The sequence below is a fragment of the Streptomyces sp. NPDC047049 genome, from assembly GCF_040643995.1.
GTDB classification, from domain to species: domain Bacteria; phylum Actinomycetota; class Actinomycetes; order Streptomycetales; family Streptomycetaceae; genus Streptomyces; species Streptomyces mooreae.
Genome location: NZ_JBEYVM010000008.1, coordinates 63049 through 88256, shown reverse-complemented (window position 1 = coordinate 88256; position 25208 = coordinate 63049). Strand labels below are relative to the sequence as shown.

Annotated in this window: 21 protein-coding genes; 15 read left to right on the top strand and 6 right to left on the bottom strand. The window is 71.4% G+C overall.

Annotation, left to right across the window (positions count from 1 at the left end):
* Window positions 1-58 precede the first annotated feature (58 nt).
* Genes ABZ851_RS19945 through ABZ851_RS19935 form a run of 3 tightly spaced genes read left to right on the top strand, consistent with a single transcriptional unit; the run spans window position 59 to window position 2929 of the window.
* Window positions 59-1075 carry a zinc-dependent alcohol dehydrogenase family protein gene (locus tag ABZ851_RS19945; RefSeq protein ID WP_361129135.1) on the top strand — a complete coding sequence of 339 codons (1017 nt, stop codon included), beginning with the start codon at window positions 59-61 and terminating at the stop codon, window positions 1073-1075.
* Between the two features lie 5 nt (window positions 1076-1080).
* On the top strand, window positions 1081-2493 hold the full coding sequence (locus tag ABZ851_RS19940; protein ID WP_361129132.1) for a sugar porter family MFS transporter: 1413 nt from the start codon (window positions 1081-1083) through the stop codon (window positions 2491-2493).
* Window positions 2494-2515: 22 nt separating this feature from the next.
* Window positions 2516-2929 (top strand): Rieske (2Fe-2S) protein, encoded by a 414-nt coding sequence (locus tag ABZ851_RS19935; RefSeq protein WP_361129129.1) that lies wholly within the window; start codon window positions 2516-2518, stop codon window positions 2927-2929.
* A gap of 21 nt (window positions 2930-2950) precedes the next feature.
* Here the strand turns inward: ABZ851_RS19935 and ABZ851_RS19930 are convergent, their stop codons facing one another.
* Complete coding sequence (locus ABZ851_RS19930) at window positions 2951-3907, bottom strand: hypothetical protein (RefSeq protein ID WP_361129126.1); 957 nt, start codon at window positions 3905-3907, stop codon at window positions 2951-2953.
* A 564-nt stretch (window positions 3908-4471) separates the two neighbouring features.
* On the opposite strand from ABZ851_RS19930, the gene ABZ851_RS19925 reads away from it, so the two are divergent.
* The 12 genes from ABZ851_RS19925 (at window position 4472) to pgi (ending at window position 18380) form a co-directional block, all read left to right on the top strand.
* Window positions 4472-5371, top strand: a complete 900-nt coding sequence (locus tag ABZ851_RS19925) for a hypothetical protein (protein ID WP_361129123.1) — start codon at window positions 4472-4474, stop codon at window positions 5369-5371.
* 279 nt (window positions 5372-5650) lie between these two features.
* Window positions 5651-7879 carry an excinuclease ABC subunit UvrC gene (uvrC, locus tag ABZ851_RS19920; RefSeq protein ID WP_361129121.1) on the top strand — a complete coding sequence of 743 codons (2229 nt, stop codon included), beginning with the start codon at window positions 5651-5653 and terminating at the stop codon, window positions 7877-7879.
* On the top strand, window positions 7876-8820 hold the full coding sequence (rapZ, locus tag ABZ851_RS19915) for an RNase adapter RapZ (protein ID WP_336049418.1): 945 nt from the start codon (window positions 7876-7878) through the stop codon (window positions 8818-8820). The genes uvrC and rapZ overlap by 4 nt, the downstream gene beginning before the upstream one ends.
* On the top strand, window positions 8817-9878 hold the full coding sequence (yvcK, locus tag ABZ851_RS19910; RefSeq protein WP_361129117.1) for a uridine diphosphate-N-acetylglucosamine-binding protein YvcK: 1062 nt from the start codon (window positions 8817-8819) through the stop codon (window positions 9876-9878). The genes rapZ and yvcK overlap by 4 nt, the downstream gene beginning before the upstream one ends.
* Window positions 9869-10858, top strand: a complete 990-nt coding sequence (gene whiA / locus ABZ851_RS19905; RefSeq protein WP_018091880.1) for a DNA-binding protein WhiA — start codon at window positions 9869-9871, stop codon at window positions 10856-10858. The genes yvcK and whiA overlap by 10 nt, the downstream gene beginning before the upstream one ends.
* Window positions 10859-11113: 255 nt before the next feature.
* A complete protein-coding gene (gap, locus tag ABZ851_RS19900) occupies window positions 11114-12118 on the top strand; it encodes a type I glyceraldehyde-3-phosphate dehydrogenase (protein WP_336049419.1) in 1005 nt (334 codons plus the stop codon).
* A 115-nt stretch (window positions 12119-12233) separates the two neighbouring features.
* Window positions 12234-13436 (top strand): phosphoglycerate kinase, encoded by a 1203-nt coding sequence (locus ABZ851_RS19895; protein WP_336049420.1) that lies wholly within the window; start codon window positions 12234-12236, stop codon window positions 13434-13436.
* Window positions 13437-13441: 5 nt separating this feature from the next.
* Window positions 13442-14218 (top strand): triose-phosphate isomerase, encoded by a 777-nt coding sequence (gene tpiA, locus ABZ851_RS19890; protein WP_088797129.1) that lies wholly within the window; start codon window positions 13442-13444, stop codon window positions 14216-14218.
* A 141-nt stretch (window positions 14219-14359) separates the two neighbouring features.
* Window positions 14360-14596 (top strand): preprotein translocase subunit SecG, encoded by a 237-nt coding sequence (secG, locus tag ABZ851_RS19885; protein WP_042161713.1) that lies wholly within the window; start codon window positions 14360-14362, stop codon window positions 14594-14596.
* A gap of 155 nt (window positions 14597-14751) precedes the next feature.
* Entirely contained in the window at window positions 14752-15087 is a 336-nt protein-coding gene (locus ABZ851_RS19880; protein WP_006606296.1) for an RNA polymerase-binding protein RbpA, read from the top strand.
* 230 nt (window positions 15088-15317) lie between these two features.
* A complete protein-coding gene (locus ABZ851_RS19875; protein ID WP_361129110.1) occupies window positions 15318-16598 on the top strand; it encodes an MFS transporter in 1281 nt (426 codons plus the stop codon).
* 129 nt (window positions 16599-16727) lie between these two features.
* Entirely contained in the window at window positions 16728-18380 is a 1653-nt protein-coding gene (pgi, locus tag ABZ851_RS19870; protein ID WP_361129546.1) for a glucose-6-phosphate isomerase, read from the top strand.
* A 156-nt stretch (window positions 18381-18536) separates the two neighbouring features.
* Here the strand turns inward: pgi and pgl are convergent, their stop codons facing one another.
* From pgl to tkt, 5 genes are read right to left on the bottom strand one after another with little or no spacing between them, the layout of a single operon-like run.
* Window positions 18537-19319, bottom strand: coding sequence for a 6-phosphogluconolactonase (gene pgl, locus ABZ851_RS19865; protein ID WP_088797128.1), 783 nt, complete (start codon window positions 19317-19319; stop codon window positions 18537-18539).
* Window positions 19316-20401 (bottom strand): glucose-6-phosphate dehydrogenase assembly protein OpcA, encoded by a 1086-nt coding sequence (gene opcA / locus ABZ851_RS19860; protein ID WP_361129106.1) that lies wholly within the window; start codon window positions 20399-20401, stop codon window positions 19316-19318. The genes pgl and opcA overlap by 4 nt, the downstream gene beginning before the upstream one ends.
* Window positions 20398-21930 carry a glucose-6-phosphate dehydrogenase gene (zwf, locus tag ABZ851_RS19855; RefSeq protein ID WP_088797126.1) on the bottom strand — a complete coding sequence of 511 codons (1533 nt, stop codon included), beginning with the start codon at window positions 21928-21930 and terminating at the stop codon, window positions 20398-20400. The genes opcA and zwf overlap by 4 nt, the downstream gene beginning before the upstream one ends.
* Window positions 21931-21936: 6 nt before the next feature.
* On the bottom strand, window positions 21937-23055 hold the full coding sequence (tal, locus tag ABZ851_RS19850; RefSeq protein ID WP_361129102.1) for a transaldolase: 1119 nt from the start codon (window positions 23053-23055) through the stop codon (window positions 21937-21939).
* A gap of 37 nt (window positions 23056-23092) precedes the next feature.
* On the bottom strand, window positions 23093-25195 hold the full coding sequence (gene tkt, locus ABZ851_RS19845) for a transketolase (RefSeq protein ID WP_361129099.1): 2103 nt from the start codon (window positions 25193-25195) through the stop codon (window positions 23093-23095).
* Between the last annotated feature and the right edge of the window lie 13 nt (window positions 25196-25208).

The window sequence follows — 25208 nt, the reverse complement described above, 5'->3', positions numbered from 1 at the left end:
TACGTCCACGCTACCTTCCCGGCATCGCCATCCCGCATGACGTCGTGAGGAGGCGCCGATGCGCGCTCTCGTGGTCACCGCACCGGGCAAGGGGGGCAGCGCCGCTGTCACCGAGCTGCCCGACCCCCGCCCGGAGCCCGATGAGGTGGTCGTGCGCGTCACGTCCTGTGGGCTGTGCGGCACCGATATGCACCTGCTCGGCGGTGAGCTGCCCGCCGCGGTCTATCCGCTGGTGCCCGGGCACGAGCTGACCGGCGAGGTCGTGGCGGTGGGCGCGGCGGTGACCGGCCGGGCGGTCGGGGACCGGGTCGCCGTCGACCCCAACATGCCGTGCGGCGCCTGCCACTACTGCCACATCGGCCGCGGCAACCTCTGCGAGAACTACACCGCGATCGGCGTCACCCGGGCCGACGGCTTCGCCGAGCTGGTCGCCGTGCCCGCACGCTGCTGTTACCTCCTGCCCGACGGCCTGCCGGAGGCCGCGGCCGGACTCGTCGAGCCGCTGTCCTGCGCGGTGCACGGCCTGAGCCGGCTGCCGCGCCGGCCGGGCGAGCACTATCTGATCTACGGCGCCGGCACCATGGGCCTGCTGATGGCCGCCCTCGTACGGACCGCGGGCGCCGCCTCGGTGTCCGTCGTGGACCTCAACGAGGAGCGGCTGGCGTTCGCCGAGTCCTTCGGCGTCGACGCGGCCGTGACCAGTGCCGACCGGCTCGGCCGGGCGCCCGGCTTCGAGGTCGTGGTCGATGCGACCGGCGCCGTCGCGGCCATCGAGGACGGGCTCGGCCGGGTGCGCCGCGGTGGTACCTTCCTGCAGTTCGGCGTCGCCGACCCGGCGCGCGCGGCCTCCTTCTCGCCGTACCGCGTCTACCACCACGAGATCGACATCATCGGTTCGATGGCGGTGCACCACAGCTTCCGGCCCGCCATCGAGGTGCTCGCCGCCGGCCTCGGCGGCGTCCCCGTGGACTCGCTGGTCAGCGACGTCTACGGCCTGGACGGGTTCGACGAGGCGGTGGCCCGGTTCCGGGCGGGTACCGGCCGCAAGATCCACATCGCCCCGCAGAAGGGCTGAACGCCGTGCCCGCACGCCTCAAGAACGCGCTGATCTGGGTCTTCGGGGCCCTCGGCGGCATCCTGTGGGGCTATGACACCGGAGTCATCTCCGGCGCCATGCTCTTCATCAAGAACGACATCGCCCTCACCCCGCTCCTGGCGGGCCTGGTCGTCTCGGGCCTCCTGGTGGGCGCCATGCTCGGCGCGGGCCTCTCGGGGCGGCTGAGCGATTCCTGGGGGCGCCGCCGGCTGATCCTCGCGGCCTCGGGGGTCTTCATCCTCGGCACCCTGGGCGCCTCCTTCGCCCTCGGCCCCGCCTCGCTGATCACGTTCCGGTTCGTGATCGGGATCGGCGTCGGCATCGCCTCCGTCGTCGTCCCGCTCTACCTCACCGAACTCGCCCCCAAGCACCTGCGCGGCGGGCTGACCTCCCTGATGCAGCTGCTGGTCACGGTCGGGATCTTCGTCGCGTACGTCACCGACTACCTGCTGGCCGGCGCCGGGGCCTGGCGCTGGATGATCGGCCTCGGCGTGATCCCGGCCGCGATCCTGGCGCTGGGCATCCTCACCCAGCCGGAGAGTCCGCGCTGGCTGGTGGGCAAGGGCCGCACCGACGAGGCGCGTACGGTGCTGACCCGGCTGCGCGGCGACGCCGGCGCGGCGGGGGAGGAGCTGGCGGAGATCGAGCGGGCCGAGCGCACCGAGCGGGCGCAGAGCGAGCCGCTGACGCTGCGGCGGCTGCTGTCACCGCGGCTGCGCCCGGTGTTCGTGGTGGGGATGCTGCTGGTCCTCTTCCAGAACTTCGTCGGCATCAACACGATCATCTACTACGCGCCGACCCTGCTCACCGACATCGGTTTCGGCTCCGGCGGCGCGATCCTCGCCAACGTCGGCATCGGCCTGCTCAACATGCTGATGACGCTCCCGGCGATGCGGCTGATCGACCGCAAGGGGCGCAAGCCGCTGCTGCTGTGGGGCGCGCTGGGCATGTGCGCGGCGATGGTGCTGCTGGCCGTCACCAATCTCTCCGGACTCGGCTACGGCGCACTGCTGTCCGTGCTCACCCTCGGGGGGATCGCGCTCTACATCGCGTCCTTCGCGGTCTCCTGGGGGCCGGTGCAGTGGGTGATGCTGCCCGAGCTGTTCCCGATGCGGATCCGGGCGGCCGCGGTCGGCCTGTGCGTGCTCTTCAACTGGCTGTTCAACATGATCGTGGCGCTGGTGTTCCCCTCGCTGCTGCACGCCTGGGGCGCCGGGATCAACTTCCTGTTCTTCGCCGGGACGACCCTGCTGGCGTTCCTCTTCGTCCAGCGGCTGCTGCCGGAGACCAAGGGCCGCAGCCTGGAGGAGATCGAGCAGGACCTGCTGCGGGGACGCCCGGCCCGGCCGGAAGCGGAGCGGTCTGTGCCGGTATCGTCGGGAGCCGCCCCCCACTGATGCCGTGACCTCTGGAGCAGCCATGAGCCAGCCCCCCGCCCGACGGACCGTGCTGCGGGGGGCCGCGCTCGCCGGCGCCGCCGGCTTCGGCCTGGCGGCCTGCTCGCAGGGGGACTCGGGCGCGAACGCCCCGGCGAAGCCCGCCGAACCGGTCGACCTCGGGTCCGCCGCCGCGGTGCCGGTCGGCGGCGCCAAGCTCTACCGCGAGGACCGGCTCGTCGTCTCGCAGCCCGCCAAGGGCACGTACAAGTGCTTCAGCGCCAAGTGCACCCACGCCGGCTGCATCCTGGCCGAGGTCGAGAAGAAGGAGGGCAGCTGCCCCTGCCACGGCAGCCGCTTCGACGTCACCACCGGCAAGGTCATCCAGGGGCCGGCGGCCGAGCCGCTGCCCGAGGTCCCGGTCAGGGCCGAGGGCGGCAAGCTGATCGCGGGCTGAGGCCGCGGGCGCCGCCGGGGCTCACCCCTGGCCCCGGGACTGCCCCCAGTCCCAGGCGATGCCCAGTATGCCCGGCCGCACCCCCTGCTCCACGAGGTGCACGGCGCGGTGCCGCCCGCTGAGCGCCAGCTCCTGCCGGCCGCTGCGCGGGGCGCCCGCCGAGGCCTGGGCGAAGCGCGTGCAGCGCACCGGCACCGCGGCCTCGTCGAAGCGCACCTGCAGGACGTACTGGCCGCCGGCGGAGCCGAAGCCGCGCAGGTACTCCGCGCTCGGGCCGCCGCTGCCGTCCTCGAAGACATAGCCGAAGACATGGGTGTCACCGGCCCGCAGCCGGGTGTCGAAGAGCAGCTCGGCGGCGACCACTCCGGCCTCCGCGTGCCCGCGTACCCGGCCCGGGCGGCAGTTCTCCGCGGCCCGCACCCGCACCCGGGACGGATCGCAGCCCGCCTCGCCCCGGTGGAGGGCGACATAGCGGTCCACGCCGTCCCGGTGGGCGCGGACCACCCGGAGCGATTCGCGGGCGAGGAGCTGGCGCCCGGGGCCGATGCGGACCCGCTCGTGATGGCCCAGGGTGTGCAGCCCGCCGTCCGCGGGGGCCGCCAGCTCGTCGAACAGCCGCTGCAGGGCGGTGGCGGGCGCCACCGGCGAGCGGTACGAGCGGGCGGGCGGCCGATCGGCCTCGGGGCGGGCGCCGCCCTCCGGCACCAGCAGCCGGTGCAGCGAGTACGCCGGCAGGTCGAGGACTTCCTCCAGCGCCCGCACCGCCCGCAGCGACTCGGGGCGCTGCGGCCGCCGTGCGCCCTGCTGCCAGTAACTCAGGCTGGTCACCCCGATGGTGACGCCGCGCTGGGCGAGCTTGTGCTGGACGCGGGTGAGGGCGAGCCCCCGTTCGGTGAGCGCCGAGCGCAGCGCGAGATGGAACGGCCCGGTCTCCAGCAGCTGGGCCAGCTCGGCCGACCGGGGGGTGTTCTGTGCCATTGCCTCAATCCTCCGGCGCGCGGATGAACGTTCACCACCGGATCGCACGCTGCACGCTCTGCCTGCTGGTTCGCTGCAGTACGCCGGGCACACCGGCCTTGCCCATGGGGCGGTCCGTCCGCGCCCGCATGTCCTCCCGCATTGAAGCGTGTTGATCTGCCTGCGACAACACCTGAGGCGCCCGGGCGGCATCCGGGCCGCAACGCCGTCCTCGGCCGCGCGCAGGGCGCCGCCGGTCCCCACGGCCGGGCCACTCTCGGCACCGTGCGGAACGCCTCCGGCTCGTTGGGCGTCAACTCCGGTTCGTACGCGTGCGGTTGGCTCCGCCGCGACAGCGTGCGGGACGGGATCGACGCCGGCCGGCCCGCCGGAACCCGGACCCCATGGCCTCCGGCAGTGGCCCCCTGCATGTGATCTACGGATATGACACGGATCGCCACCGGGCGTACCGGGATGATCCATGATCGACCAACAATCGCTGCAACTGGGGCGATTTTGGCTACTACGTGAGCGGCAGTGCCTCCACCTGGACACACTCCCCGTACCGGATAGGAGCCTGGGGGCATGACGAAGCGCACCGCCGTCCGCACCACCCTTCGCGCCGTCGCCACCGGCACGTCCCTCATGGCCCTTCTCGGCCTCACGTCGCCCCTCGCCCCGGCCGCCCCCGTCCCCGCGCCCCGGGCCCCGGCGCCACCCCCGGCCCCGGACCCGGCGAGCGTCACCGCCGCCCGCGCGGCGGCCACCGCCCCCGCGACCCTGGACGCCCTCGCCCGGTTCTTCGCGGCCGGACGCAAGCGCGGCGGCGGACGCGCCGCGGCCCCCGGCACCGCGCAGGCCGCACCGCACCTCGAAGGCGCCGCCGTCCCCGTTCACGTCCTGTCACCGGACTTCATCCGCGGCCGGCCCGGCGCCCCGGTCGCCCGCCTGGAGTTCTTCGCCCACAAGGCCGTGGCGGGCGACGGCCGCACGGCTTCGGTGCGGACCGCACGGCGGGGCGCCGCCTGGAAGGTCGTCACCCTCACCACCGGCGACGACGGGGCCCGCTATGCCGCGGCCGGGGCCGCGCGGGCGAAGGGCGGCACGGTCTTCAACGATCCGCGGGCCGACGCCTGGTATGTGCAGCACGGCGACCGGATCGAGCCACTGGACGCGGACGCCCGCAGGGCCGTCGGCGCGCCCGGGATCACCGTCGCCGCCTACCGGGAGCGGGTGGCGCGGGCTTACGGGGGCACGCTCTCCGGCTCCGCGTACGGCCGGCGGGGCGCGGCCGGCGGTTACGGGCCGGTGGCCGCCGCCGGGGCCGAGGGCCGGGAGTCCCGCGCACCGCGCCCCGTCACGGCGGGTGCGTTCGCGGGCGACAGCCTGCCGGTGACCGCCGCCACGAGCGTGGCGGGCGCCGCCGCCCTGCTCGCGCTGGGGCTGTCCGCCTCGGCGGCGCTGCGCAGGCGGCGCAGCGTCTGACCGGCCCGCGTGACCGGCCCGCGTGACCGGCCCGCGTGACCGGCCCGCGTGACCGGCCCGCGTGACCGGCCCGTGCGACCGGCCCGCGCGACCACCCGTGTGACCGGCCCGGTCGGCCCGCCTGACCGTCACATGCCGTCGGTGCGGCGGCCAAGGCCGCCTCCCGTCCGGCCGTTCCCCCGTCTCCTCCGGCCTGCCGCCCGGCGCCCGCGCCGCCGGGCCGGACCGGGGATGGCCGGGGAACGGTGATTGTCGGTCCCGGTCAGTAGGGTGGTGTGCATGGCAGACCCCAGCAGCTATCGACCCAAGCCGGGACAGATCCCCGACTCGCCGGGGGTCTATAAGTTCCGCGACGAACACGGCCGGGTCATCTACGTCGGCAAGGCCAAGAGCCTGCGCCAGCGCCTGGCCAACTACTTCCAGGACCTGACCGGCCTCCATCCGCGTACGCGCACGATGGTCACCACCGCGGCCTCCGTGGAGTGGACCGTCGTCTCCACCGAGGTCGAGGCGCTTCAGCTCGAATACAGCTGGATCAAGGAGTTCGACCCGCGCTTCAACGTCAAGTACCGCGACGACAAGAGCTATCCGTACCTCGCGGTGACCCTCAACGAGGAGTTCCCGCGCGCCCAGGTCATGCGCGGCGCCAAGAAGAAGGGCGTGCGCTACTTCGGCCCGTACGGCCATGCCTGGGCCATCCGCGAGACCGTCGACCTGATGCTGCGGGTCTTCCCCGTACGGACGTGCTCCGCCGGTGTCTTCAAGCGCTCCGCCCAGATCGGCCGCCCCTGTCTGCTCGGCTACATCGGCAAGTGCTCGGCACCCTGTGTCGGGCGGGTCACCGCCGAGGAACACCGCGAACTCGCCGAGGAATTCTGCGACTTCATGGCCGGCCGGACCGGCGCCTACCTCCGCCGCCTGGAGCGGCAGATGCAGGAGGCCGCCGAGGAGATGGAGTACGAACGCGCCGCCCGGCTGCGTGATGACATAGGGGCGCTCAAGCGGGCCATGGAGAAGAGCGCCGTGGTGCTCGCCGACGCCACCGACGCCGATCTGATCGCCCTCGCCGAGGACGAACTCGAAGCCGCCGTCCAGATCTTCCACGTCCGCGGCGGCCGGGTGCGCGGCCAGCGGGGCTGGGTGACGGACAAGGTCGAGGCCGTCACCACCAGCGGTCTCGTCGAGCACGCCCTCCAGCAGCTCTACGGCGAGGAGCGGGGCGACGCCGTCCCCAAGGAGGTCCTGGTCCCGGCGCTCCCCGAGCCCGTCGAGCCGATCGCGCAGTGGCTCTCCGAGCGCCGCGGCTCCCAGGTCTCGCTGCGCATCCCGCAGCGCGGCGACAAGAAGGACCTGATGGTCACGGTCGGCCGCAACGCCCAGCAGGCCCTGGCGCTGCACAAGACCAAGCGCGCCTCCGACCTCACCACCCGCTCCCGCGCCCTGGAGGAGATCGCCGGGGCCCTGGGCCTGGATGCGGTGCCGCTGCGCATCGAGTGCTTCGACATCTCCCACCTCCAGGGCGATGACGTGGTCGCCTCGATGGTGGTCTTCGAGGACGGTCTCGCCCGGAAGAGCGAATACCGCCGCTTCCAGATCAAGACCTTCCAGGGCCAGGACGATGTCCGGTCCATGCACGAGGTCATCGGCCGCCGCTTCAAGCGCTACCTCCAGGAGAAGCAGAAGTCCGGTGAGTGGACGGAGGAGCCGTCCGCCGACGCCCGCGTGGACGACAACGGCGTCACCGCCGGCACCGAAGCCATGGACCGCACCGGAAGCACGGACGGCCCCGGGGCCACGGACGCCGCAGGAGTCACGGACGGCACCGGCGGCATCACCCCCGGCACCGTCACCGGCGGCATCACCCCCGGCACCGTCACCGGCCCCGGCGCCGTCACGGCGCACCCCGACGAGCCGGAGCCGGACCCCCTGGCCGGCCGCCCGACCGACGAGGACGGCCGCCCCAAGCGCTTCGCCTACCCGCCCCAGCTCGTGGTCGTCGACGGCGGCGCCCCGCAGGTCGCGGCCGCCCGCCGGGCCCTGGACGAGCTCGGCATCGACGATGTCGCCGTATGCGGACTGGCCAAGCGCCTCGAAGAGGTCTGGCTGCCCGAGGACGACGACCCGGTCGTGCTGCCGCGCAGCAGCGAGGGCCTGTACCTCCTCCAGCGCGTCCGCGACGAGGCGCACCGCTTCGCGATCACCTACCAGCGCAGCAAGCGAGGCAAGCGGCTGAAGTCCTCGCCGCTCGACGCCGTCGCCGGCCTCGGCGACACCCGCCGCCAGGCGCTGCTCAAGCACTTCGGCTCGGTGAAGAAGCTGCGGGCCGCGACCGTCGACGAGATCTGCGAGGTCCCGGGCGTCGGCCGCAAGACCGCGGAGACGGTCGCCGCGGCGCTGGCGGGAGCGGCGCCGTCCGCCCCCGCGGTGAACACCGCCACAGGAGAGATCATGGAAGATGACGGGGCCCCACCGGCCGCGTTGTCGGCAGAACGGGGGCAGGAACGATGAGTACACCGCACGAAGCGCAGGAAACCGAGAGAGACGGTGCACAGGTGAGCACGGGCACGACCGACCAGGGCGAGAGCGCCGCGATCCCCGAGTTGGTGATCATCTCCGGGATGTCCGGCGCCGGCCGCAGTACGGCCGCGAAGTGTCTGGAGGACCTCGGCTGGTTCGTCGTCGACAACATCCCGCCCGAGCTGATCGCGCCGATGGTCGAGCTGGGCGCCCGCTCGCAGGGCAACGTCGCCCGGATCGCGGTCGTCGTCGACGTCCGCGGCCGCCGCTTCTTCGCCAACCTCAAGGAGTCGCTGGCCACCCTCGACGCGCAGAACGTCAAGCGCCGCATCGTCTTCCTGGAGTCCTCCGACGAGGCCCTGGTGCGCCGCTTCGAGTCGGTGCGCCGCCCGCACCCCCTCCAGGGCGACGGCCGGATCGTCGACGGCATCGTCGCCGAGCGGGATCTGCTGCGCGAGCTGCGCGGCGACGCCGACCTGGTCATCGACACCTCCAGCCTCAACGTCCACGAACTCCGCGCCAAGATGGACGCCCAGTTCGCCGGCGAAGAGGTCCCCGAGCTGCGCGCCACGGTCATGTCCTTCGGCTTCAAGTACGGCCTGCCGGTCGACGCCGACATGGTCATCGACTGCCGCTTCATCCCCAACCCGCACTGGGTCCCCGAGCTGCGCCCCTTCACCGGCCTCAACGAGGAGGTCTCCAGTTACGTCTTCAGCCAGCCGGGCTCCAAGGAGTTCCTGGACGGCTACGCCGAGCTGCTGCGGATCGTGGCCGAGGGCTACCGCCGTGAGGGCAAGCGCTATGTGACCATCGCCGTGGGCTGCACGGGCGGCAAGCACCGCAGCGTCGCGATGTCCGAGAAGCTTGCCCGCCGGCTGGTCTCCGAAGGGGTGGAAACCGTCGTCGTCCACCGGGACATGGGGCGCGAGTGAGCGGGCGGGCGCCACGGCTGCGCAAGGTCCGGCGCTTCGTTCCCAGCGGCCGTATGACGAAGGGGGCCACCCCCAAGGTGGTGGCACTGGGCGGCGGCATGGGCCTGTCCGCCTCGCTGACCGCGCTGCGCCGGATCACCGGTGACCTGACCGCGGTCGTCACGGTCGCCGACGACGGTGGCTCCAGCGGGCGCCTCCGCGACGAACTGGGCGTCCTGCCGCCCGGCGATCTGCGCAAGGCGCTGGCCGCGCTGTGCGGCGACGACGACTGGGGCCAGACCTGGTCCCGGGTGATCCAGCACCGCTTCACGAGCGAGGGCGAGCTGCACGACCACGCGGTCGGCAATCTGCTGATCGTCGCGCTGTGGGAACAGCTCGGCGACCATGTCCAGGCGCTCGACCTGGTCGGCAGGCTGCTCGGCGCGCACGGCCGGGTACTGCCCATGTCGGCGGTGCCCCTGGAACTCCAGGCCCAGGTCAAGGGGCATGACGAGGGCCGGCCGGACGCGATCACCACGGTCCGCGGCCAGGCCACCGTCGCGCTCACCCGTGGCGAGGTGCAGTCCGTCCACGTGGTCCCCGAGGACCCGCCGGCCGTCCCCGAGGCGGTCGCCGCCGTACGTGACGCCGATTGGGTGGTGCTCGGACCGGGCTCCTGGTTCTCCTCCGTGATCCCGCATCTGCTGGTGCCTGAGCTGCGCGAGGCGCTGGAGGAGACCAAGGCCCGAAAAGTCCTTTCGCTCAACCTTGCGCCCCAACCGGGCGAAACCGATGGCTTCTCCCCGCAGCGTCATTTGGAGGTTTTGGCCCGACACGCCCCTAAACTCGCCTTCGACGTGGTGCTGGCCGACAAGGCCGCCGTGCCCGACATCGAAGGTCTGACGGTTGTCGCGAAGCAGCTGGTCGGCAGCGAGGTCGAGCTGGCGGCGGTCGCCGCACAAGGAGACGACGCCCGGTCGAGCGCCGGGGGAGCCCCCGACCGGCACGACCCGGAGCTGCTGGCAGCCGCGTACGACCGTATTTTTCGGATGCATGGAAGGATCGGCCCATGGCGATGACGGCAGCGGTGAAGGATGAAATCTCCCGGCTCCCCGTCACCCGGACCTGCTGCCGGAAGTCGGAGGTCTCGTCGATCCTGCGGTTCGCGGGCGGTCTGCACCTGGTCAGCGGGCGCATCGTGATCGAGGCGGAGCTGGACACGGGCATCGCCGCCCGGCGGCTGCGCAAGGACATCCTGGAGATCTTCGGGCACAGCTCCGACCTGGTGGTGATGGCCCCCGGCGGCCTGCGGCGCGGCAGCCGCTATGTCGTACGGGTCGTGGCCGGCGGTGATCAGCTGGCGCGCCAGACCGGTCTGGTCGACGGCCGCGGGCGCCCCATCCGCGGGCTGCCGCCGCAGGTGGTCTCCGGCGCGACCTGCGACGCGGAGGCGGCCTGGCGCGGCGCCTTCCTGGCCCACGGCTCGCTGACCGAGCCCGGCCGCTCCTCGTCCCTGGAGGTCACCTGCCCCGGTCCCGAGGCGGCGCTCGCCCTCGTCGGCGCCGCCCGCCGGCTCGGCATCGGCGCCAAGGCCCGTGAGGTGCGCGGCGTGGACCGCGTCGTCGTCCGTGACGGTGATGCGATCGGCGCGCTGCTGACGCGGCTCGGCGCCCATGAGTCGGTGCTGGCGTGGGAGGAGCGGCGGATGCGCCGCGAGGTGCGGGCCACCGCCAACCGTCTCGCCAACTTCGACGACGCCAACCTCCGCCGCTCGGCGCGCGCCGCGGTCGCCGCGGGCGCGCGGGTCCAGCGGGCCCTGGAGATCCTGGGCGAGGAGGTCCCCGAGCACCTTGCGGCGGCCGGCCGGCTGCGCATGGAGCACAAGCAGGCGTCCCTGGAGGAATTGGGTGCCCTCGCCGACCCGCCGCTGACCAAGGACGCCGTGGCCGGCCGGATCCGCCGGCTGCTGGCGATGGCCGACAAGCGCGCCCAGGACCTCGGCATCCCCGGCACCGAATCCAACCTCACCGAGGAACTCGCCGAAGGCATGGTGGGCTGAAACGGCGGCCCGGTCCTGCTTCGTCTGCGCCCCCGGCGCCTGTATCGGGCACCGGGGGCGCCTCTTTGTCCAGGGGTGCCGGGGGGCGCATAACGGCGTGCGTCAGAGGGGCTGAAGGGCGCTCACTTGAGCACCTTTTGGTCTCGATGTCAATGTCACGTACGTCTCTTACAGGGGGTAGGGTCGGAGGCGGTCGGGGACATCCCATACAGCTCGCCGGTAACTGCGCCGGCGTACCAACGAGGAGATCGGTTCGTGACGATCCGCGTAGGCATTAACGGATTCGGCCGCATTGGTCGCAACTACTTCCGCGCGCTCCTGGAGCAGGGCGCGGACATCGAGATCGTCGGTGTCAACGACCTGACCGACAACGCCACCCTGGTTCACCTGCTGAAGTACGACACCATCCTGGGTCGTCTCAAGCAGCCCGTCAGCCACACCGACGACAGCATCACGGTCGGCAACCAGACCTTCAAAACGATGGCCGAGCGCGACCCGGCCAACCTCCCGTGGGCCGAGCTCGGCGCCGACATCGTCATCGAGTCGACCGGCATCTTCACCAAGAAGGCCGACGCCGAGAAGCACCTCGCGGCCGGCGCCAAGAAGGTCCTGATCTCCGCGCCCGCCAAGGACGAGGACATCACCATCGTGATGGGCGTCAACCAGGACAAGTACGACGCCGCTCAGCACCACGTCATCTCCAACGCCTCCTGCACCACCAACTGCGTGGCGCCGATGGCGAAGGTTCTCGACGAGAACTTCGGCATCGTCAAGGGCATGATGACCACGGTCCACGCCTACACCAACGACCAGCGCATCCTGGACTTCCCGCACAGCGACCTGCGCCGCGCCCGTGCCGCCGCGGAGAACATCATCCCGACCTCGACGGGTGCCGCCAAGGCCACCGCCCTGGTCCTCCCGCAGCTCAAGGGCAAGCTGGACGGCATCGCCATGCGCGTGCCCGTGCCCACCGGCTCGGTCACCGACCTGGTCCTGGAACTCGACCGCGAGGTCACCAAGGACGAGATCAACACCGCCTTCCAGAAGGCCGCCGAGGGCCAGCTCAAGGGCATCCTCGAGTACACCGAGGACCCGATCGTCTCCTCGGACATCGTGAACTTCCCGGCTTCCTGCACCTTCGATTCCCAGCTGACCATGTCGCAGGGCAAGCAGGTCAAGGTCGTCGGCTGGTACGACAACGAGTGGGGCTACTCCAACCGCCTGGTGGACCTGACCACCTTCGTCGGCGGCCAGCTCTGATCCCTGGCTGAGGCCCGGGACACCGAGATGTGGGGACGGGGCTCGTGTGACGCGATGAGGCGTCGCACGAGCCCCGTTCCGCGACCGACCGACCCATGTGATGGAGTCATTCCTCATGAAGACGATCGACGACCTCCAGGTAGCCGGTAAGCGGGTCTTTGTCCGCGCCGACCTGAATGTGCCGCTGGACGGCACCACCATCACCGACGACGGCCGGATCCGCGCCGTTGCCCCGACGATCGCCAAGCTCGTCGAGCGCGGCGCCAAGGTGATCGTCGCCTCCCACCTGGGCCGCCCCAAGGGCGCCCCGGACCCGGCCTTCTCGCTGGCCCCCGCGGCCGGGCGGCTGGGGGAAATCCTCGGGCAGACCGTGGCGTTCGCGACCGACACGGTCGGTGAGTCCGCCGCGTCCGTGACGGCCGCGCTGGCCGACGGCCAGGTGGCCGTGCTGGAGAACCTTCGCTTCAACGCGGGCGAGACCAGCAAGGACGACGCCGAGCGCGCCGCCTTCGCCGACCGTCTCGCCGCCCTCGCGGACCTGTACGTGGGCGACGGCTTCGGTGCCGTGCACCGCAAGCACGCCTCCGTCTACGACCTGCCCCGGCGCCTTCCGCACGCCGCCGGCGATCTGATCGCCACCGAGGTGCGCGTCCTGAAGAAGCTCACCGAGGACGTCCGGCGCCCCTACGCCGTCGTGCTCGGCGGCGCCAAGGTCTCCGACAAGCTGGCCGTCATCGACCAGCTGATCGAGAAGGCCGACCGCATCCTGGTCGGCGGCGGGATGGCGTACACCTTCCTCAAGGCCAAGGGTCACGAGGTCGGCATCTCGCTGCTCCAGGAGGACCAGGTCCCGGCCTGCCTGGAGTACCTGGCGCGGGCCGAGAAGCGCGGCGTGGAGTTCGTCCTCCCCGTCGACGTGCTGGTCTCCGGCGAGTTCCCGGACCTGAAGACCAAGGCCCCGGCCCACCCCGACATCGTCGCCGCGGACGCCATCCCGGCCGACAAGGAGGGCCTGGACATCGGCCCGAAGACCCGCGAGCTCTACGCCGCGAAGCTCGCCGACGCGGCCACCGTCTTCTGGAACGGCCCGATGGGCGTCTTCGAGCACCCCGACTACGCCGGCGGCACCGAGGCCGTCGCGAAGGGGCTGCTGGACTCGGACGCCTTCACCGTCGTCGGCGGCGGTGACTCGGCCGCCGCCGTGCGCCTGCTGGGCTTCGACGAGAATGCATTCGGCCATATTTCGACCGGCGGCGGCGCCAGCCTCGAATACCTCGAAGGCAAGACGCTGCCCGGCCTCGCCGCTCTGGAGGACTGAACAACGTGACTGACCGCACCCCGCTGATGGCGGGCAACTGGAAGATGAACCTCAACCACCTCGAGGCCATCGCCCACGTCCAGAAGCTCGCCTTCGCCCTCGCCGACAAGGACTTCGACGCCGTGGAGGTCGCGGTCCTGCCGCCCTTCACCGACCTGCGTTCGGTGCAGACGCTGGTCGACGGCGACAAGCTCAAGATCAAGTACGGCGCCCAGGACATCTCCGCGCACGACTCCGGTGCCTACACCGGCGAGATCTCCGGCCCGATGCTGGCCAAGCTCAAGTGCGCGTACGTGGCGATCGGCCACAGCGAGCGCCGCCAGTACCACGGCGAGAACGAAGAGATCTGCAACGCCAAGGTCAAGGCCGCCTTCAAGCACGGCATCACCCCGATCCTGTGCGTCGGCGAGGGCCTGGACGTGCGCAAGGCCGGCAACCAGGTCGCGCACACCCTCGCCCAGGTCGACGGCGGTCTGGCGGACGTCCCGGCCGAGCAGGCCGAGACGATCGTGATCGCGTACGAGCCGGTATGGGCCATCGGCACCGGCGAGGTCGCCACCCCCGAGGACGCGCAGGAGGTCTGCGGTGCCATCCGCGGCCGCCTCGCCGAGCTCTACAGCCAGGAGCTGGCCGACAAGGTCCGCATCCAGTACGGCGGCTCGGTCAAGTCCGGCAATGTCGCCGCGATCATGGCGCAGCCCGACGTCGACGGCGCGCTGATCGGCGGCGCGGCGCTGGACGCGGACGAGTTTGTGAAGATCGTCCGCTTCCGCGACCAGTAGCAGCTATGACGAGGGGGAGCCCTCGTCGTACCCTGTCGGGGCCGGGACCGGTGCAGCAGCACCGCCCCCGGCCCCGCACCATTTGTTACCGATATCGTGATCCATACCTCCGTCCGTCAGTCCTAGAGAGTTGGTCCAGCCGTGGTCATCGGGTTCTCGATCGCCCTCATCGTCTTCAGCCTGCTGCTGATGATGCTGGTGCTCATGCACAAGGGAAAGGGCGGCGGCCTGTCCGACATGTTCGGTGGCGGCATGCAGTCCTCGGTCGGTGGCTCCTCGGTCGCCGAGCGCAACCTCGACCGCATCACCATCGTGATCGGTCTGCTGTGGTTCGCCTGCATCGTCGTGCTCGGCATCCTGATGAAGCTCAGCAACTGACAATGCGTCGGAGGCGCGGCCTATCATGAGGCAGGCGTCCTCGGACGGGTAACTCCAGCCACTGGACGCGCGTTGGGCCTTACGTAGACTGGGGCGTTCCGCAGCCCAGCTGCTGCGAGAGGCTGTGCAGCACCATGACGCAGGGAGTTACGACCGTGGCAAGTGGCAACGCGATCCGAGGAAGTCGGGTCGGGGCGGGGCCGATGGGGGAGGCCGAGCGCGGCGAGTCCGCGCCGCGCACCCGCATCTCCTTCTGGTGCTCCAACGGGCACGAGACGCAGCCCAGCTTCGCCGGCGACGCGCAGGTTCCGGACACCTGGGACTGCCCGCGCTGTGGTTTCCCGGCAGGCAAGGACCGGGACAGCCCGCCGGACCCGCCGCGCACCGAGCCCTACAAGACCCACCTCGCCTACGTCCGGGAGCGCCGCAGCGACGCCGACGGTGAGGCGATCCTCGCGGAGGCGCTTGCCAAGCTCCGCGGCGAAATCTGACGGATCAGCCAGCTCATCTCGGTCGGCCCGGCCGGAGGGGACACACCCCCTCCGGCCGGGCCGACCGCGTTGTCACGCCTTCGCAGGCCTCGCCCGCTCCGTGACCGTCCGCCTCCATACCGCGACCGGGCGCATCTGAGGCAGCGGATGGGGAAGGTGCCCGAGGGTCGCTGTCAGTGGTCACCCGTACTGTTTCCGTAGGCGCATGAAGCGGACGGGGGCGGGGCGGGATGGCACGCAAAAAGGCAGGCGCGGCGGCGGATACGGGCACGGAGAGCGGCACGGAGAGGGGCCGTACGGCAGGAGCCGGGGAGCCCGTGCGGGGCGGTGGCTTCGGACGGTTATGCGGCGCCGCTGCCGTCTCCCGCTTCGGTGACTCCCTGCGGGGCACGGCGCTGCCGCTGCTCGCCTACACCCTGACCGGTTCCCCGCTGCTGATCTCGCTCGTCACCGCCTGCGGATTCGTTCCCTGGCTGCTCTTCGGGCTGCTCGGCGGCGCGGCGGCTGACCGTATGGACCAGCGGCGGGCGATGTGGGCGGTCGATGTGCTGCGTGGGCTGCTGATGGCCGGCTTCGCCCTGGCCGTGGCGCTCGACCGGGTGAGCATCGGGCTGCTGCTCGCCCTCTCCTTCGCGCTCACCACCCTCCAGACACTCTTCGACAACGCCGCCACGGCCCTGCTGCCCGTGGTGGTGCCCCTGGAGAAACTGGGCCTGGCCAACGCGCGCCTGATGACCTGCCAGGAGGTGGCCGGGCGGTTCATCGGCGGGCCGCTCGCTCCGCTGCTCCTCGCGCTCGGCGCCGCGCTCCCGTTCCTGGCCGACGCGGCCACCTACCTTCTTGCGGCCGCTCTCGTCGCCTCGCTGCGCACCGGCCCGCCGGCCGCCCGCCCGGCGGTCGCGGGACGCACCCTGCGGCACGACATCGCCGACGGCATACGGCAGTTGTGGCGCGACCGGGTGCTGCGTGCCCTCTGTCTGTCGGTGGCGCTGGGCAATATCGGCCTCGGCGCGCTGATCGCGACCCTGGTGGTGGTCGTCAAGAGGTGGCTGGGCGCCGGGGACTTCGGCTATGCGGCCGTGACGACCGGGTACGGCATCGGGATGGTGCTGGGCGGCCTCCTCGCGCGGCGGGCGATCGCCGCGGCCGGGGGCGGCGGCCCTGCCCTGCTGAGCGCCGGAGTGCTCCAGACCGTGGTGCTGGTGGGTCTCGGGACGCTGCGCTCACCGGCGGCCGCGGCCGTCTTCCTGGGCCTGTTCGGCTTCGCCTCCATGGTGATCAACGTCCTGGAGGCCACCGTCGTGCAACAGCGCAGCCCGGCCGGGATGCTCGGCAGGATCAGCGCCGCCTTCCGCACGGTCTCCGTCGCCGGGACACCGCTCGGTGCGCTGCTCGGCGGCGCGGTCGCCGGGCTGTACGGTCCCCGCAGCCCGGCGCTGCTGGCCGCTTCGCTGCTGGCCCTGGGCGCGGTCGCGCTGATACCTGTTCTTCAGGCCCCCGACAGCACCTAGCCGGGTGGCGGACAGGTACCTTCCTCCACTCTCGGCTTCGCTCGAGTGGGAGGTGCCTCCATCGCGCGCTGATCAATTAGGTTGGGGGGCGGCGGGGCCGGTACGAGATGAAGAAGGCTGATGTCCGAGATGAACGCAGAAGGCCGCAGCAGGCTCGATCAGTTGCCTGAGTGGACGGCGCTGAGCAAGCACCGGGAGCAGATGGCGCAGGTGCAGCTGCGTGAGCTGTTCGAGCGGGACCCGGGGCGCGCCGAGCGCTACACCCTCCAGGTCGGCGATCTGCACCTGGACTACTCCAAGCATCTGGTCACCGACGAGACGCTGGGGCTGCTGCGCGACCTGGCCGCGGCGCGGGGGGTGGCCGAGCTGCGGGACGCGATGTTCCGCGGGGAGAAGATCAACATCACCGAGCGGCGCTCCGTGCTGCACGTCGCGCTGCGCGCCCCCGCCTCCGAGGCCATCAGGAGCGACGGCGAGAACGTCGTCCCCGGGGTGCACCACGTCCTGACGCGGATGGGGACCTTCGCCGACCGGGTCCGCTCCGGCGACTGGAAGGGCCACACCGGCAAGAGGATCAAGACCGTCGTCAACATCGGTATCGGCGGCTCGGACCTGGGCCCGGCGATGGCGTACGAGGCGCTGCGCGCCTTCACCCACCGGGACATGCAGTTCCGCTTCGTCTCCAATGTGGACGGCGCCGATCTGCACGAGGCGGTCCGCGACCTGGACCCGGCCGAGACGCTGTTCATCGTCGCCTCGAAGACCTTCACCACCATCGAGACCATCACCAACGCCACCTCCGCGCGCGACTGGCTGCTGACCGGTCTGGGAGCCGGCCAGGAGGCCGTCGCCAAGCACTTCGTGGCGGTGTCGACCAACGCCGGGAAGGTCGCGGAGTTCGGTATCGACACGGACAACATGTTCGAGTTCTGGGACTGGGTCGGCGGCCGCTACTCCTACGACTCCGCCATCGGCCTGTCGCTGATGGTGGCGATCGGCCCGGAGCGCTTCCGCGAGATGCTGGCCGGCTTCCACCTCGTCGACGAGCACTTCCGCAGCGCCCCGCCGGAGGAGAACGCCCCGCTGCTGCTGGGCCTGCTCGGCATCTGGTACGGCAACTTCTGGGACGCCCAGTCGCACGCCGTGCTGCCCTACAGCCACTACCTCTCCAAGTTCACGGCCTATCTGCAGCAGCTGGACATGGAGTCCAACGGCAAGTCCGTGGACCGCGAGGGCCACCGGGTCGGCTGGCAGACCGGCCCCGTCGTCTGGGGCACGCCGGGCACGAACGGCCAGCACGCCTACTACCAGCTGCTCCATCAGGGCACGAAGATGATCCCGGCCGACTTCATCGGCTTCGCCCGGCCGGTCGACGACCTGCAGCCGGGCCTGGTCGCCCAGCACGACCTGCTGATGGCCAACCTGTTCGCCCAGGGCCAGGCGCTGGCCTTCGGCAAGACGCCCGAGGAGGTGCGTGCCGAGGGCGTGGCCGAGGAACTGGTGCCGCACAAGACCTTCCCGGGCAACCGCCCCACCACCACCATCCTGGCCGGTGAACTCAGCCCGTCTGTGCTGGGCCAGTTGATCGCGCTCTACGAGCACAAGGTGTTCGTCCAGGGTGCGGTCTGGAACATCGACTCCTTCGACCAGTGGGGCGTGGAGCTGGGCAAGGTCCTGGCCAAGCGCGTCGAACCGGCCCTGACGGACGGCGCGGAGGTGCCGGGCCTCGACGTCTCGACGGCCCGCCTGGTCGCCAAGTACCGGGAGCTGCGCGGGCGTTGATCGCCGAGATCGCCAGGGTCTCCCGGATCACCCTCACAGCCGGGACCATCGAGACAGACGGGGTCACCGGCAGCGCCGCCCGGTGACCCCGGCGACGCCGAAGGCCCCGCACCCTTCAGGGCGCGGGGCCTTCGTTGTGGGCTCCTGCTGCGGCGTTCAGGCCGACGCCGGCGGGTAGAGGCCGCGCGGCAGTTGCGCCGCCGCCGCCCCGTCCAGCAGCCACAGGGTCCGGCTGCGGCCCCGTGCGCCGGCCGCCGGAGCCTGGACCTCCCCGGCGCCGGAGAGGGCGATGGCCGCGGCGTTGGCCTTGTCCTCACCGGCCGCCAGCAGCCAGACCTCCCGTGCCGCGCGGATCGCGGGCAGGGTCAGCGAGGTGCGGGTGGGCGGCGGCTTGGGGGCACCGTGCACCCCCACCACCGTCCGCTCCTGCTCGTAGACGGCAGGCAGCTCGGGGAAGAGCGAGGCCACATGGGTGTCCGGGCCGACGCCCAGCAGCAGGACGTCGAAGGAGGGCACCGGTCCGTGGTCCTCGGGGCCCGCCACGGCGGCCAGTTCGGCCGCATACGCCTCGGCGGCGGCGTCGGCGTCCTTGCCGTACGGGCCGTCCGACGGGGGCATGGGATGCACCCGCGCCGGGTCCAGCGGGACGCTGTCCAGCAGTACCTGCCGGGCCTGGGTGTAGTTGCGCTCCGGATCGCCGTCCGGCAGGAACCGCTCGTCGCCCCACCACAGGTCGAGCCGGGACCAGTCCACGGCGTCACGGGCGGGCGCCTCGGCGAGGGCCGCGAGCAGCCCGTTGCCGTTGCGTCCGCCGGTCAGGACCACGGAGGCGAAGCCGCGGGCGGCCTGGGCGTCCACGATCTTCGTGATCAGCCGGGCCGCCGCGGCCTTGGCCATCAGCTCCTTGTCGCGGTGGACGACGACCTGTGGAGCGCTCACTTGGCGGCTGCCTTCTTAGCTGCCTTCTTCGCCGCGGGCTTGGCCGGGGCGTCCTTGCCGGCCTTCGGCTCGCCACCCTTCGGCTCGCCACCCTCCGGCTCGCCACCCTCCGGCTCGCCACCCTCTGGCTCCCCGGCCGCCGGCTGCCCGCCGGCGGTGCCGCCCAGCCGGTCCACTCCGTACTTCAGGGCACCGGCGTAGATCTCGTCCGGGTCGAGCCGGCGCAGCTCCTCGGCCAGCAGCTCGGCGGTGTCCCGCCGCTTGAGCGCCACCGCGCGGTCGGGCTGGCCGTGTATCGAGAGCGTGGCCAGCGAACCGTCCGGCCGGTCCAGCACGATCGCACCGGTGCTGGACTCCATCCGCGCGGCCGTCAGCCCCGGGCCGTCGGACACCTTGCGGGTGACCGGGACCTGCAGCCGGTCGGCCAGCCACATGGCGAGCAGCTCGCAGCTGGGGTTGAACTCCTCGCCGGTGACCTCGGCCGAGGTCACCGTGCAGGGGGCCTGGTCGAGCGCCGCCGCCAGCATCGAGCGCCAGGGCGTGATGCGGGCCCAGGCCAGATCGGTGTCACCCGGGGTGTAGGTGTCCGCGCGCGCCGCCAGCTCCTCGATGGGCTGCTCGGCGGCGTAGGCGTCGGTCACCCGGCGCTGGGCCAGCGCGCCGAGCGGGTCCTTGGCCGGGTCCAGCGGGGCGTTCACCGCCCACCAGACCACGACCGGTGCGTCCGGCAGCAGCAGCGGGAGCACCACCGACTGGGCGTGGTCGATCACATCGCCGTAGAGGCGGAGTATGACCGTCTCGCCGGTGCCGGCGTCCGTGCCGAGCCGGACTTCGGCGTCGAGGCGGGCCTTGGCGCGGTCGCGCGGCGACCGGCTGACCCGCTTGATGACGACGAGGGTGCGCGAGGGGTGCTCACGGGACGCGTCGTTGGCGGCCTTGAGCGCGTCGTAGGCGTTCTCCTCGTCGGTGACGATGACGAGGGTGAGCACCATGCCTATGGCCGGGGTGCCGATCGCGCGGCGTCCCTCGACCAGCGCCTTGTTGATCTTGCTGGACGTGGTTTCCGTCAAATCGATCTTCATGGCCGACGCCAGCTCCGTCCGTCTCGTGCGAGCATTTCGTCCGCCTCGGCGGGGCCCCAGCTGCCCGCCGGGTACTGCGCGGGCCTGCCGTGCTTCTCCCAGTACGTCTCGATCGGGTCGAGGATCCGCCAGGACTGCTCCACCTCCTCCACACGCGGGAAGAGGTTGGCGTCGCCGAGCAGCACGTCGAGGATCAGCCGCTCGTAGGCCTCGGGGCTGGACTCCGTGAAGGACTCGCCGTAGGCGAAGTCCATCGACACGTCCCGTACCTCCATCGAGGTGCCCGGGACCTTGGAGCCGAACCTGACGGTCACGCCCTCGTCCGGCTGCACCCGGATGACCAGGGCGTTCTGCCCCAGTTCCTCGGTGGCGGTGCGGTCGAAGGGGGAGTGGGGCGCACGCTGGAAGACCACCGCGATCTCGGTGACGCGGCGGCCGAGGCGCTTGCCGGTGCGCAGGTAGAAGGGGACGCCCGCCCAGCGGCGGTTGTCGATCGACAGCTTGATCGCGGCATAGGTGTCGGTCTTCGACTTGGGGTCGATGCCGTCTTCCTGGAGGTAGCCGACGGCCTTCTCGCCGCCCTGCCAGCCCTCCGCGTACTGCGCGCGGACCGTCTCCTTGCCGAGGTCCTTGGGCAGCCGGACCGCGCCCAGCACCTTGGTCTTCTCCGCGACCAGCGCATCCGCCTCGAAGGAGGCGGGCTCCTCCATGGTGGTCAGCGCGAGCAGCTGGAGGAGGTGGTTCTGGATGACGTCACGGGCGGCGCCGATGCCGTCGTAGTAGCCGGCCCGGCCGCCGATGCCGATGTCCTCGGCCATCGTGATCTGGACGTGGTCGACATAGCTGCGGTTCCACAGCGGCTCGAACATCGTGTTGGCGAACCGCAGCGCCAGGATGTTCTGGACCGTCTCCTTGCCCAGGTAGTGGTCGATCCGGAAGACCTCGTGCGGCGGGAAGACCTCGTGGACGATCCGGTTGAGCTCCTGGGCGCTCTTCAGGTCGTGGCCGAAGGGCTTCTCGATGACCGCGCGCCGCCAGGAGTCCTCCTTCTGGTCGGCCAGCCCGTGCTTCTTCAGCTGCTGGACGACCTGGGGGAAGAACTTCGGCGGTACGGACAGGTAGAAGGCGAAGTTGCCGCCGGTGCCCTGGGCCTTGTCGAGCTCGCTTATCGTCTCCTTCAGCGTTTCGAAGGCCTCGTCGTCGTCGAAGTTGCCCTGGACGAAGCGGCAGCCCTGGACCAGCTGCTGCCAGACCTCCTCGCGGAACGGCGTACGCGAGTGCTCCTTGACCGCCGCGTACACCTCCTGCGCGAAGTCCTCGTGTTCCCACTCGCGGCGGGCGAACCCGACGAGCGAGAAACCCGGCGGCAGCAGACCGCGGTTGGCCAGGTCGTAGACGGCGGGCATCAGCTTTTTACGGGACAAATCGCCCGTGACGCCAAAGATCACCAGGCCCGACGGCCCCGCGATGCGCGGGAGCCGTCGGTCCAGGGCGTCACGAAGCGGGTTGGCTCCGTGTGCATCAGACAAGGGAGATCAGCCCTCCGAGGGAGCGAGGCGCTTGAGCTCCGCCTCCGTGGACTTGAGCAGGTCGTTCCAGGACGCCTCGAACTTCTCCACGCCCTCGTCCTCCAGGACCTGTACGACCTCGTCGTACGAGATGCCGAGCGCTTCGGTCGCCGCCAGGTCGGCCTTGGCGGCCTCGTAGCCGGCGCGCACGGTGTCACCGGTGATCCGGCCGTGGTCGGCGGTGGCCTCCAGGGTGGCCTCCGGCATGGTGTTGACCGTGCCCGGGGCGACCAGGTCGTCGACGTACAGGGTGTCCTTGTAGGCCGGGTCCTTGACGCCGGTCGAGGCCCACAGCGGACGCTGCTTGTTGGCGCCGGCCTTGTCGAGGGCGGCCCAGCGCTCCGAGGAGAAGACCTCCTCGTACGCCTGGTAGGCCAGCCGGGCGTTGGCCAGCGCGGCCTTGCCCTTGAGGGCCTTGGCCTCGTCCGTGCCCAGCTTCTCCAGGCGCTTGTCGATCTCGGTGTCCACCCGGGACACGAAGAACGACGCGACCGAGCGGATCAGGGACAGGTCCAGGCCCGCGGCTTTGGCCTTCTCCAGGCCCGCCAGGTAGGCGTCCATGACCTCGCGGTAGCGCTCCAGCGAGAAGATCAGCGTGACATTGACGCTGATGCCGAGGCCGATGACCTCGGTGATCGCCGGGAGGCCCGCCTTGGTGGCCGGGATCTTGATCAGCGTGTTGGGGCGGTCCACCAGCCAGGCCAGCTGCTTGGCCTCGGCGATGGTCGGGGCGGTGTGGTGCGCCAGGCGCGGGTCCACCTCGATGGAGACCCGGCCGTCCTGGCCGCCGGTGGCGTCGAAGACCGGGCGCAGGATGTCGGCGGCGTCGCGGACGTCCGCCGTCGTGATCATGCGGATGGCTTCCTCGACGGTGACCTTGCGGGCGGCGAGGTCGGCGAGCTGCTGCTCGTAGCCGTCGCCCGCGGAGATCGCCTTCTGGAAGATCGACGGGTTGGTCGTGACACCGACGACATGCTGCTGGTCGATCAGCTCGGCGAGGTTGCCGGACGTGATGCGCTTGCGCGACAGGTCGTCCAGCCAGATCGCGACGCCTTCGTCGGAGAGGCGCTTGAGTGCGTCTGTCATGGGTTCTGCATCTCCTACTTGTCGTGTACGGGCGTCGTCAGCGCGCGGCGGCTTCGACCGATTCGCGGGCGGCGGAGGCGACCGCGTCGGCGGTGAAGCCGAACTCGCGGAACAGGGTCTTGGCATCGGCCGAGGCACCGAAGTGCTCCAGGGACACGATGCGCCCGGCGTCACCGACGAAGCGGTGCCAGGTCAGACCGATGCCGGCCTCGACGGCGACCCGGGCCCTGACGGACGGCGGGAGCACGCTGTCGCGGTAGGCCTGGTCCTGCTGGTCGAACCACTCGACCGACGGCATCGACACCACGCGGGTGGGCACGCCCTCGGCCAGCAGCTGCTCGCGCGCCTCGACGGCGAGCTGGAGCTCCGAGCCGGTACCGATCAGCACGACCTGCGGCGTGACGGTCTTGCCGTCGGCGTCCTCGGCCTCGAACCGGATGTAACCGCCCTTGGCCGTGTTCTCGTCGGCCGGGTACGTCGGCACGCCCTGACGGGTCAGCGCGAGGCCGTGCGGGGCCCCCACGCCGTACTCCTTCGTCCAGCGCTTGAGGATCTCGCGCCAGGCGATGGCGGTCTCGTTGGCGTCGGCCGGGCGCACGAGGTTCAGGTTCGGGATGGCACGCAGCGAGGCCAGGTGCTCGACCGGCTGGTGGGTCGGGCCGTCCTCGCCCAGGCCGATGGAGTCGTGCGTCCACACGTACGTCACCGGCAGGTGCATCAGCGCGGACAGCCGGACGGCGTTGCGCATGTAGTCGGAGAACACCAGGAAGGTGCCGCCGTAGACCCGGGTGTTGCCGTGCAGCGTGATGCCGTTCATCTCCGCGGCCATGGAGTGCTCACGGATACCGAAGTGGATCGTGCGGCCGTACGGGTCCGCGCCCGGCAGCGGGTTGCCCTCGGGCAGGAACGACGAGGTCTTGTCGATCGTGGTGTTGTTCGAGCCCGCCAGGTCGGCGGAGCCGCCCCACAGCTCGGGGATGACCGCTCCGAGCGCGTGCAGCACCTTGCCGGACGCGGCGCGGGTGGCCACGGCCTTGCCGGTCTCGAACGACGGGAGGTGGTCCTCCCAGCCCGCGGGCAGCTCGCCCGCGGCGACCCGGTCGAACTCCGCGGCGTGCCCGGGGTTCGTGGTGCGCCAGTCGGCGAACCGCTTGCCCCACTCCTTCTCCAGGTCACGGCCGCGGTCGAGGGCGGCACGGGTGTGCGCCAGCACCTCCTCGGGGACCTCGAAGGACTTCTCCGGGTCGAAGCCGAGGACCCGCTTGGTGGCCGCGACCTCCTCCTCGCCCAGCGCCGAGCCGTGCGCGGCCTCGGTGTTCTGGGCGTTGGGGGCCGGCCAGGCGATGATCGAGCGCATCGCGATGAACGACGGGCGCCCGGTCTCGGCCTTGGCCGCCTCGATGGCGTGGTACAGCGCCTCGGGGTCCAGGTCGCCGTTGGCCTTCGGGGCCACCCGCTGGACGTGCCAGCCGTAGGCCTCGTAGCGCTTGCAGGTGTCCTCGGAGACCGCGGTCTCGGTGTCGCCCTCGATCGAGATGTGGTTGTCGTCCCACAGCATGATGAGGTTGCCGAGCTTCTGGTGGCCCGCGAGCGAGGAGGCCTCGGCGGAGATGCCCTCCTGCAGGCAGCCGTCACCGGCGATGGCGTAGATGTGGTGGTCGAAGGGCGAGCTGCCCTCGGGCGCCTCCGGGTCGAACAGGCCGCGCTCGTAGCGGGCGGCCATCGCCATGCCCACCGCGTTGGCGACACCCTGGCCCAGCGGGCCGGTGGTGGTCTCCACGCCGGTGGTGTGGCCGTACTCGGGGTGGCCCGGGGTCTTCGAGTCCCAGGTGCGGAACGCCTTCAGATCGTCCAGCTCCAGGCCGTAACCGGCGAGGTAGAGCTGGATGTAGAGGGTCAGGCTGGAGTGGCCGGCGGAGAGGACGAACCGGTCGCGTCCGGTCCAGTTCGCGTCCGCCGGGTCGTGCCGCAGCAGCTTCTGGAAGAGAAGGTAGGCGGCCGGAGCCAGGCTCATGGCCGTACCCGGATGGCCGTTACCGACCTTCTGCACGGAATCCATGGCCAGGACACGGACCGTATCCACTGCCCGCTGATCCAGTTCGGTCCACTCGAGGTCTGTGGTGGTCGGCTTGGTGCTCACCCTGAGTCAGGGC

What these genes read in the sequence shown, in the direction of transcription:
- ABZ851_RS19945 (WP_361129135.1), top strand. Translation starts at nt 59, where the DNA reads ATGCGCGCTCTCGTGGTCACCGCACCGGGCAAGGGGGGCAGCGCCGCT.
- ABZ851_RS19935 (WP_361129129.1), top strand. Translation starts at nt 2,516, where the DNA reads ATGAGCCAGCCCCCCGCCCGACGGACCGTGCTGCGGGGGGCCGCGCTC.
- ABZ851_RS19930 (WP_361129126.1), bottom strand. Translation starts at nt 3,907, where the DNA reads ATGGCACAGAACACCCCCCGGTCGGCCGAGCTGGCCCAGCTGCTGGAG.
- ABZ851_RS19925 (WP_361129123.1), top strand. Translation starts at nt 4,472, where the DNA reads ATGACGAAGCGCACCGCCGTCCGCACCACCCTTCGCGCCGTCGCCACC.
- uvrC (WP_361129121.1), top strand. Translation starts at nt 5,651, where the DNA reads ATGGCAGACCCCAGCAGCTATCGACCCAAGCCGGGACAGATCCCCGAC.
- rapZ (WP_336049418.1), top strand. Translation starts at nt 7,876, where the DNA reads ATGAGTACACCGCACGAAGCGCAGGAAACCGAGAGAGACGGTGCACAG.
- whiA (WP_018091880.1), top strand. Translation starts at nt 9,869, where the DNA reads ATGGCGATGACGGCAGCGGTGAAGGATGAAATCTCCCGGCTCCCCGTC.
- ABZ851_RS19895 (WP_336049420.1), top strand. Translation starts at nt 12,234, where the DNA reads ATGAAGACGATCGACGACCTCCAGGTAGCCGGTAAGCGGGTCTTTGTC.
- ABZ851_RS19875 (WP_361129110.1), top strand. Translation starts at nt 15,318, where the DNA reads ATGGCACGCAAAAAGGCAGGCGCGGCGGCGGATACGGGCACGGAGAGC.
- pgi (WP_361129546.1), top strand. Translation starts at nt 16,728, where the DNA reads ATGAACGCAGAAGGCCGCAGCAGGCTCGATCAGTTGCCTGAGTGGACG.
- opcA (WP_361129106.1), bottom strand. Translation starts at nt 20,401, where the DNA reads ATGAAGATCGATTTGACGGAAACCACGTCCAGCAAGATCAACAAGGCG.
- tal (WP_361129102.1), bottom strand. Translation starts at nt 23,055, where the DNA reads ATGACAGACGCACTCAAGCGCCTCTCCGACGAAGGCGTCGCGATCTGG.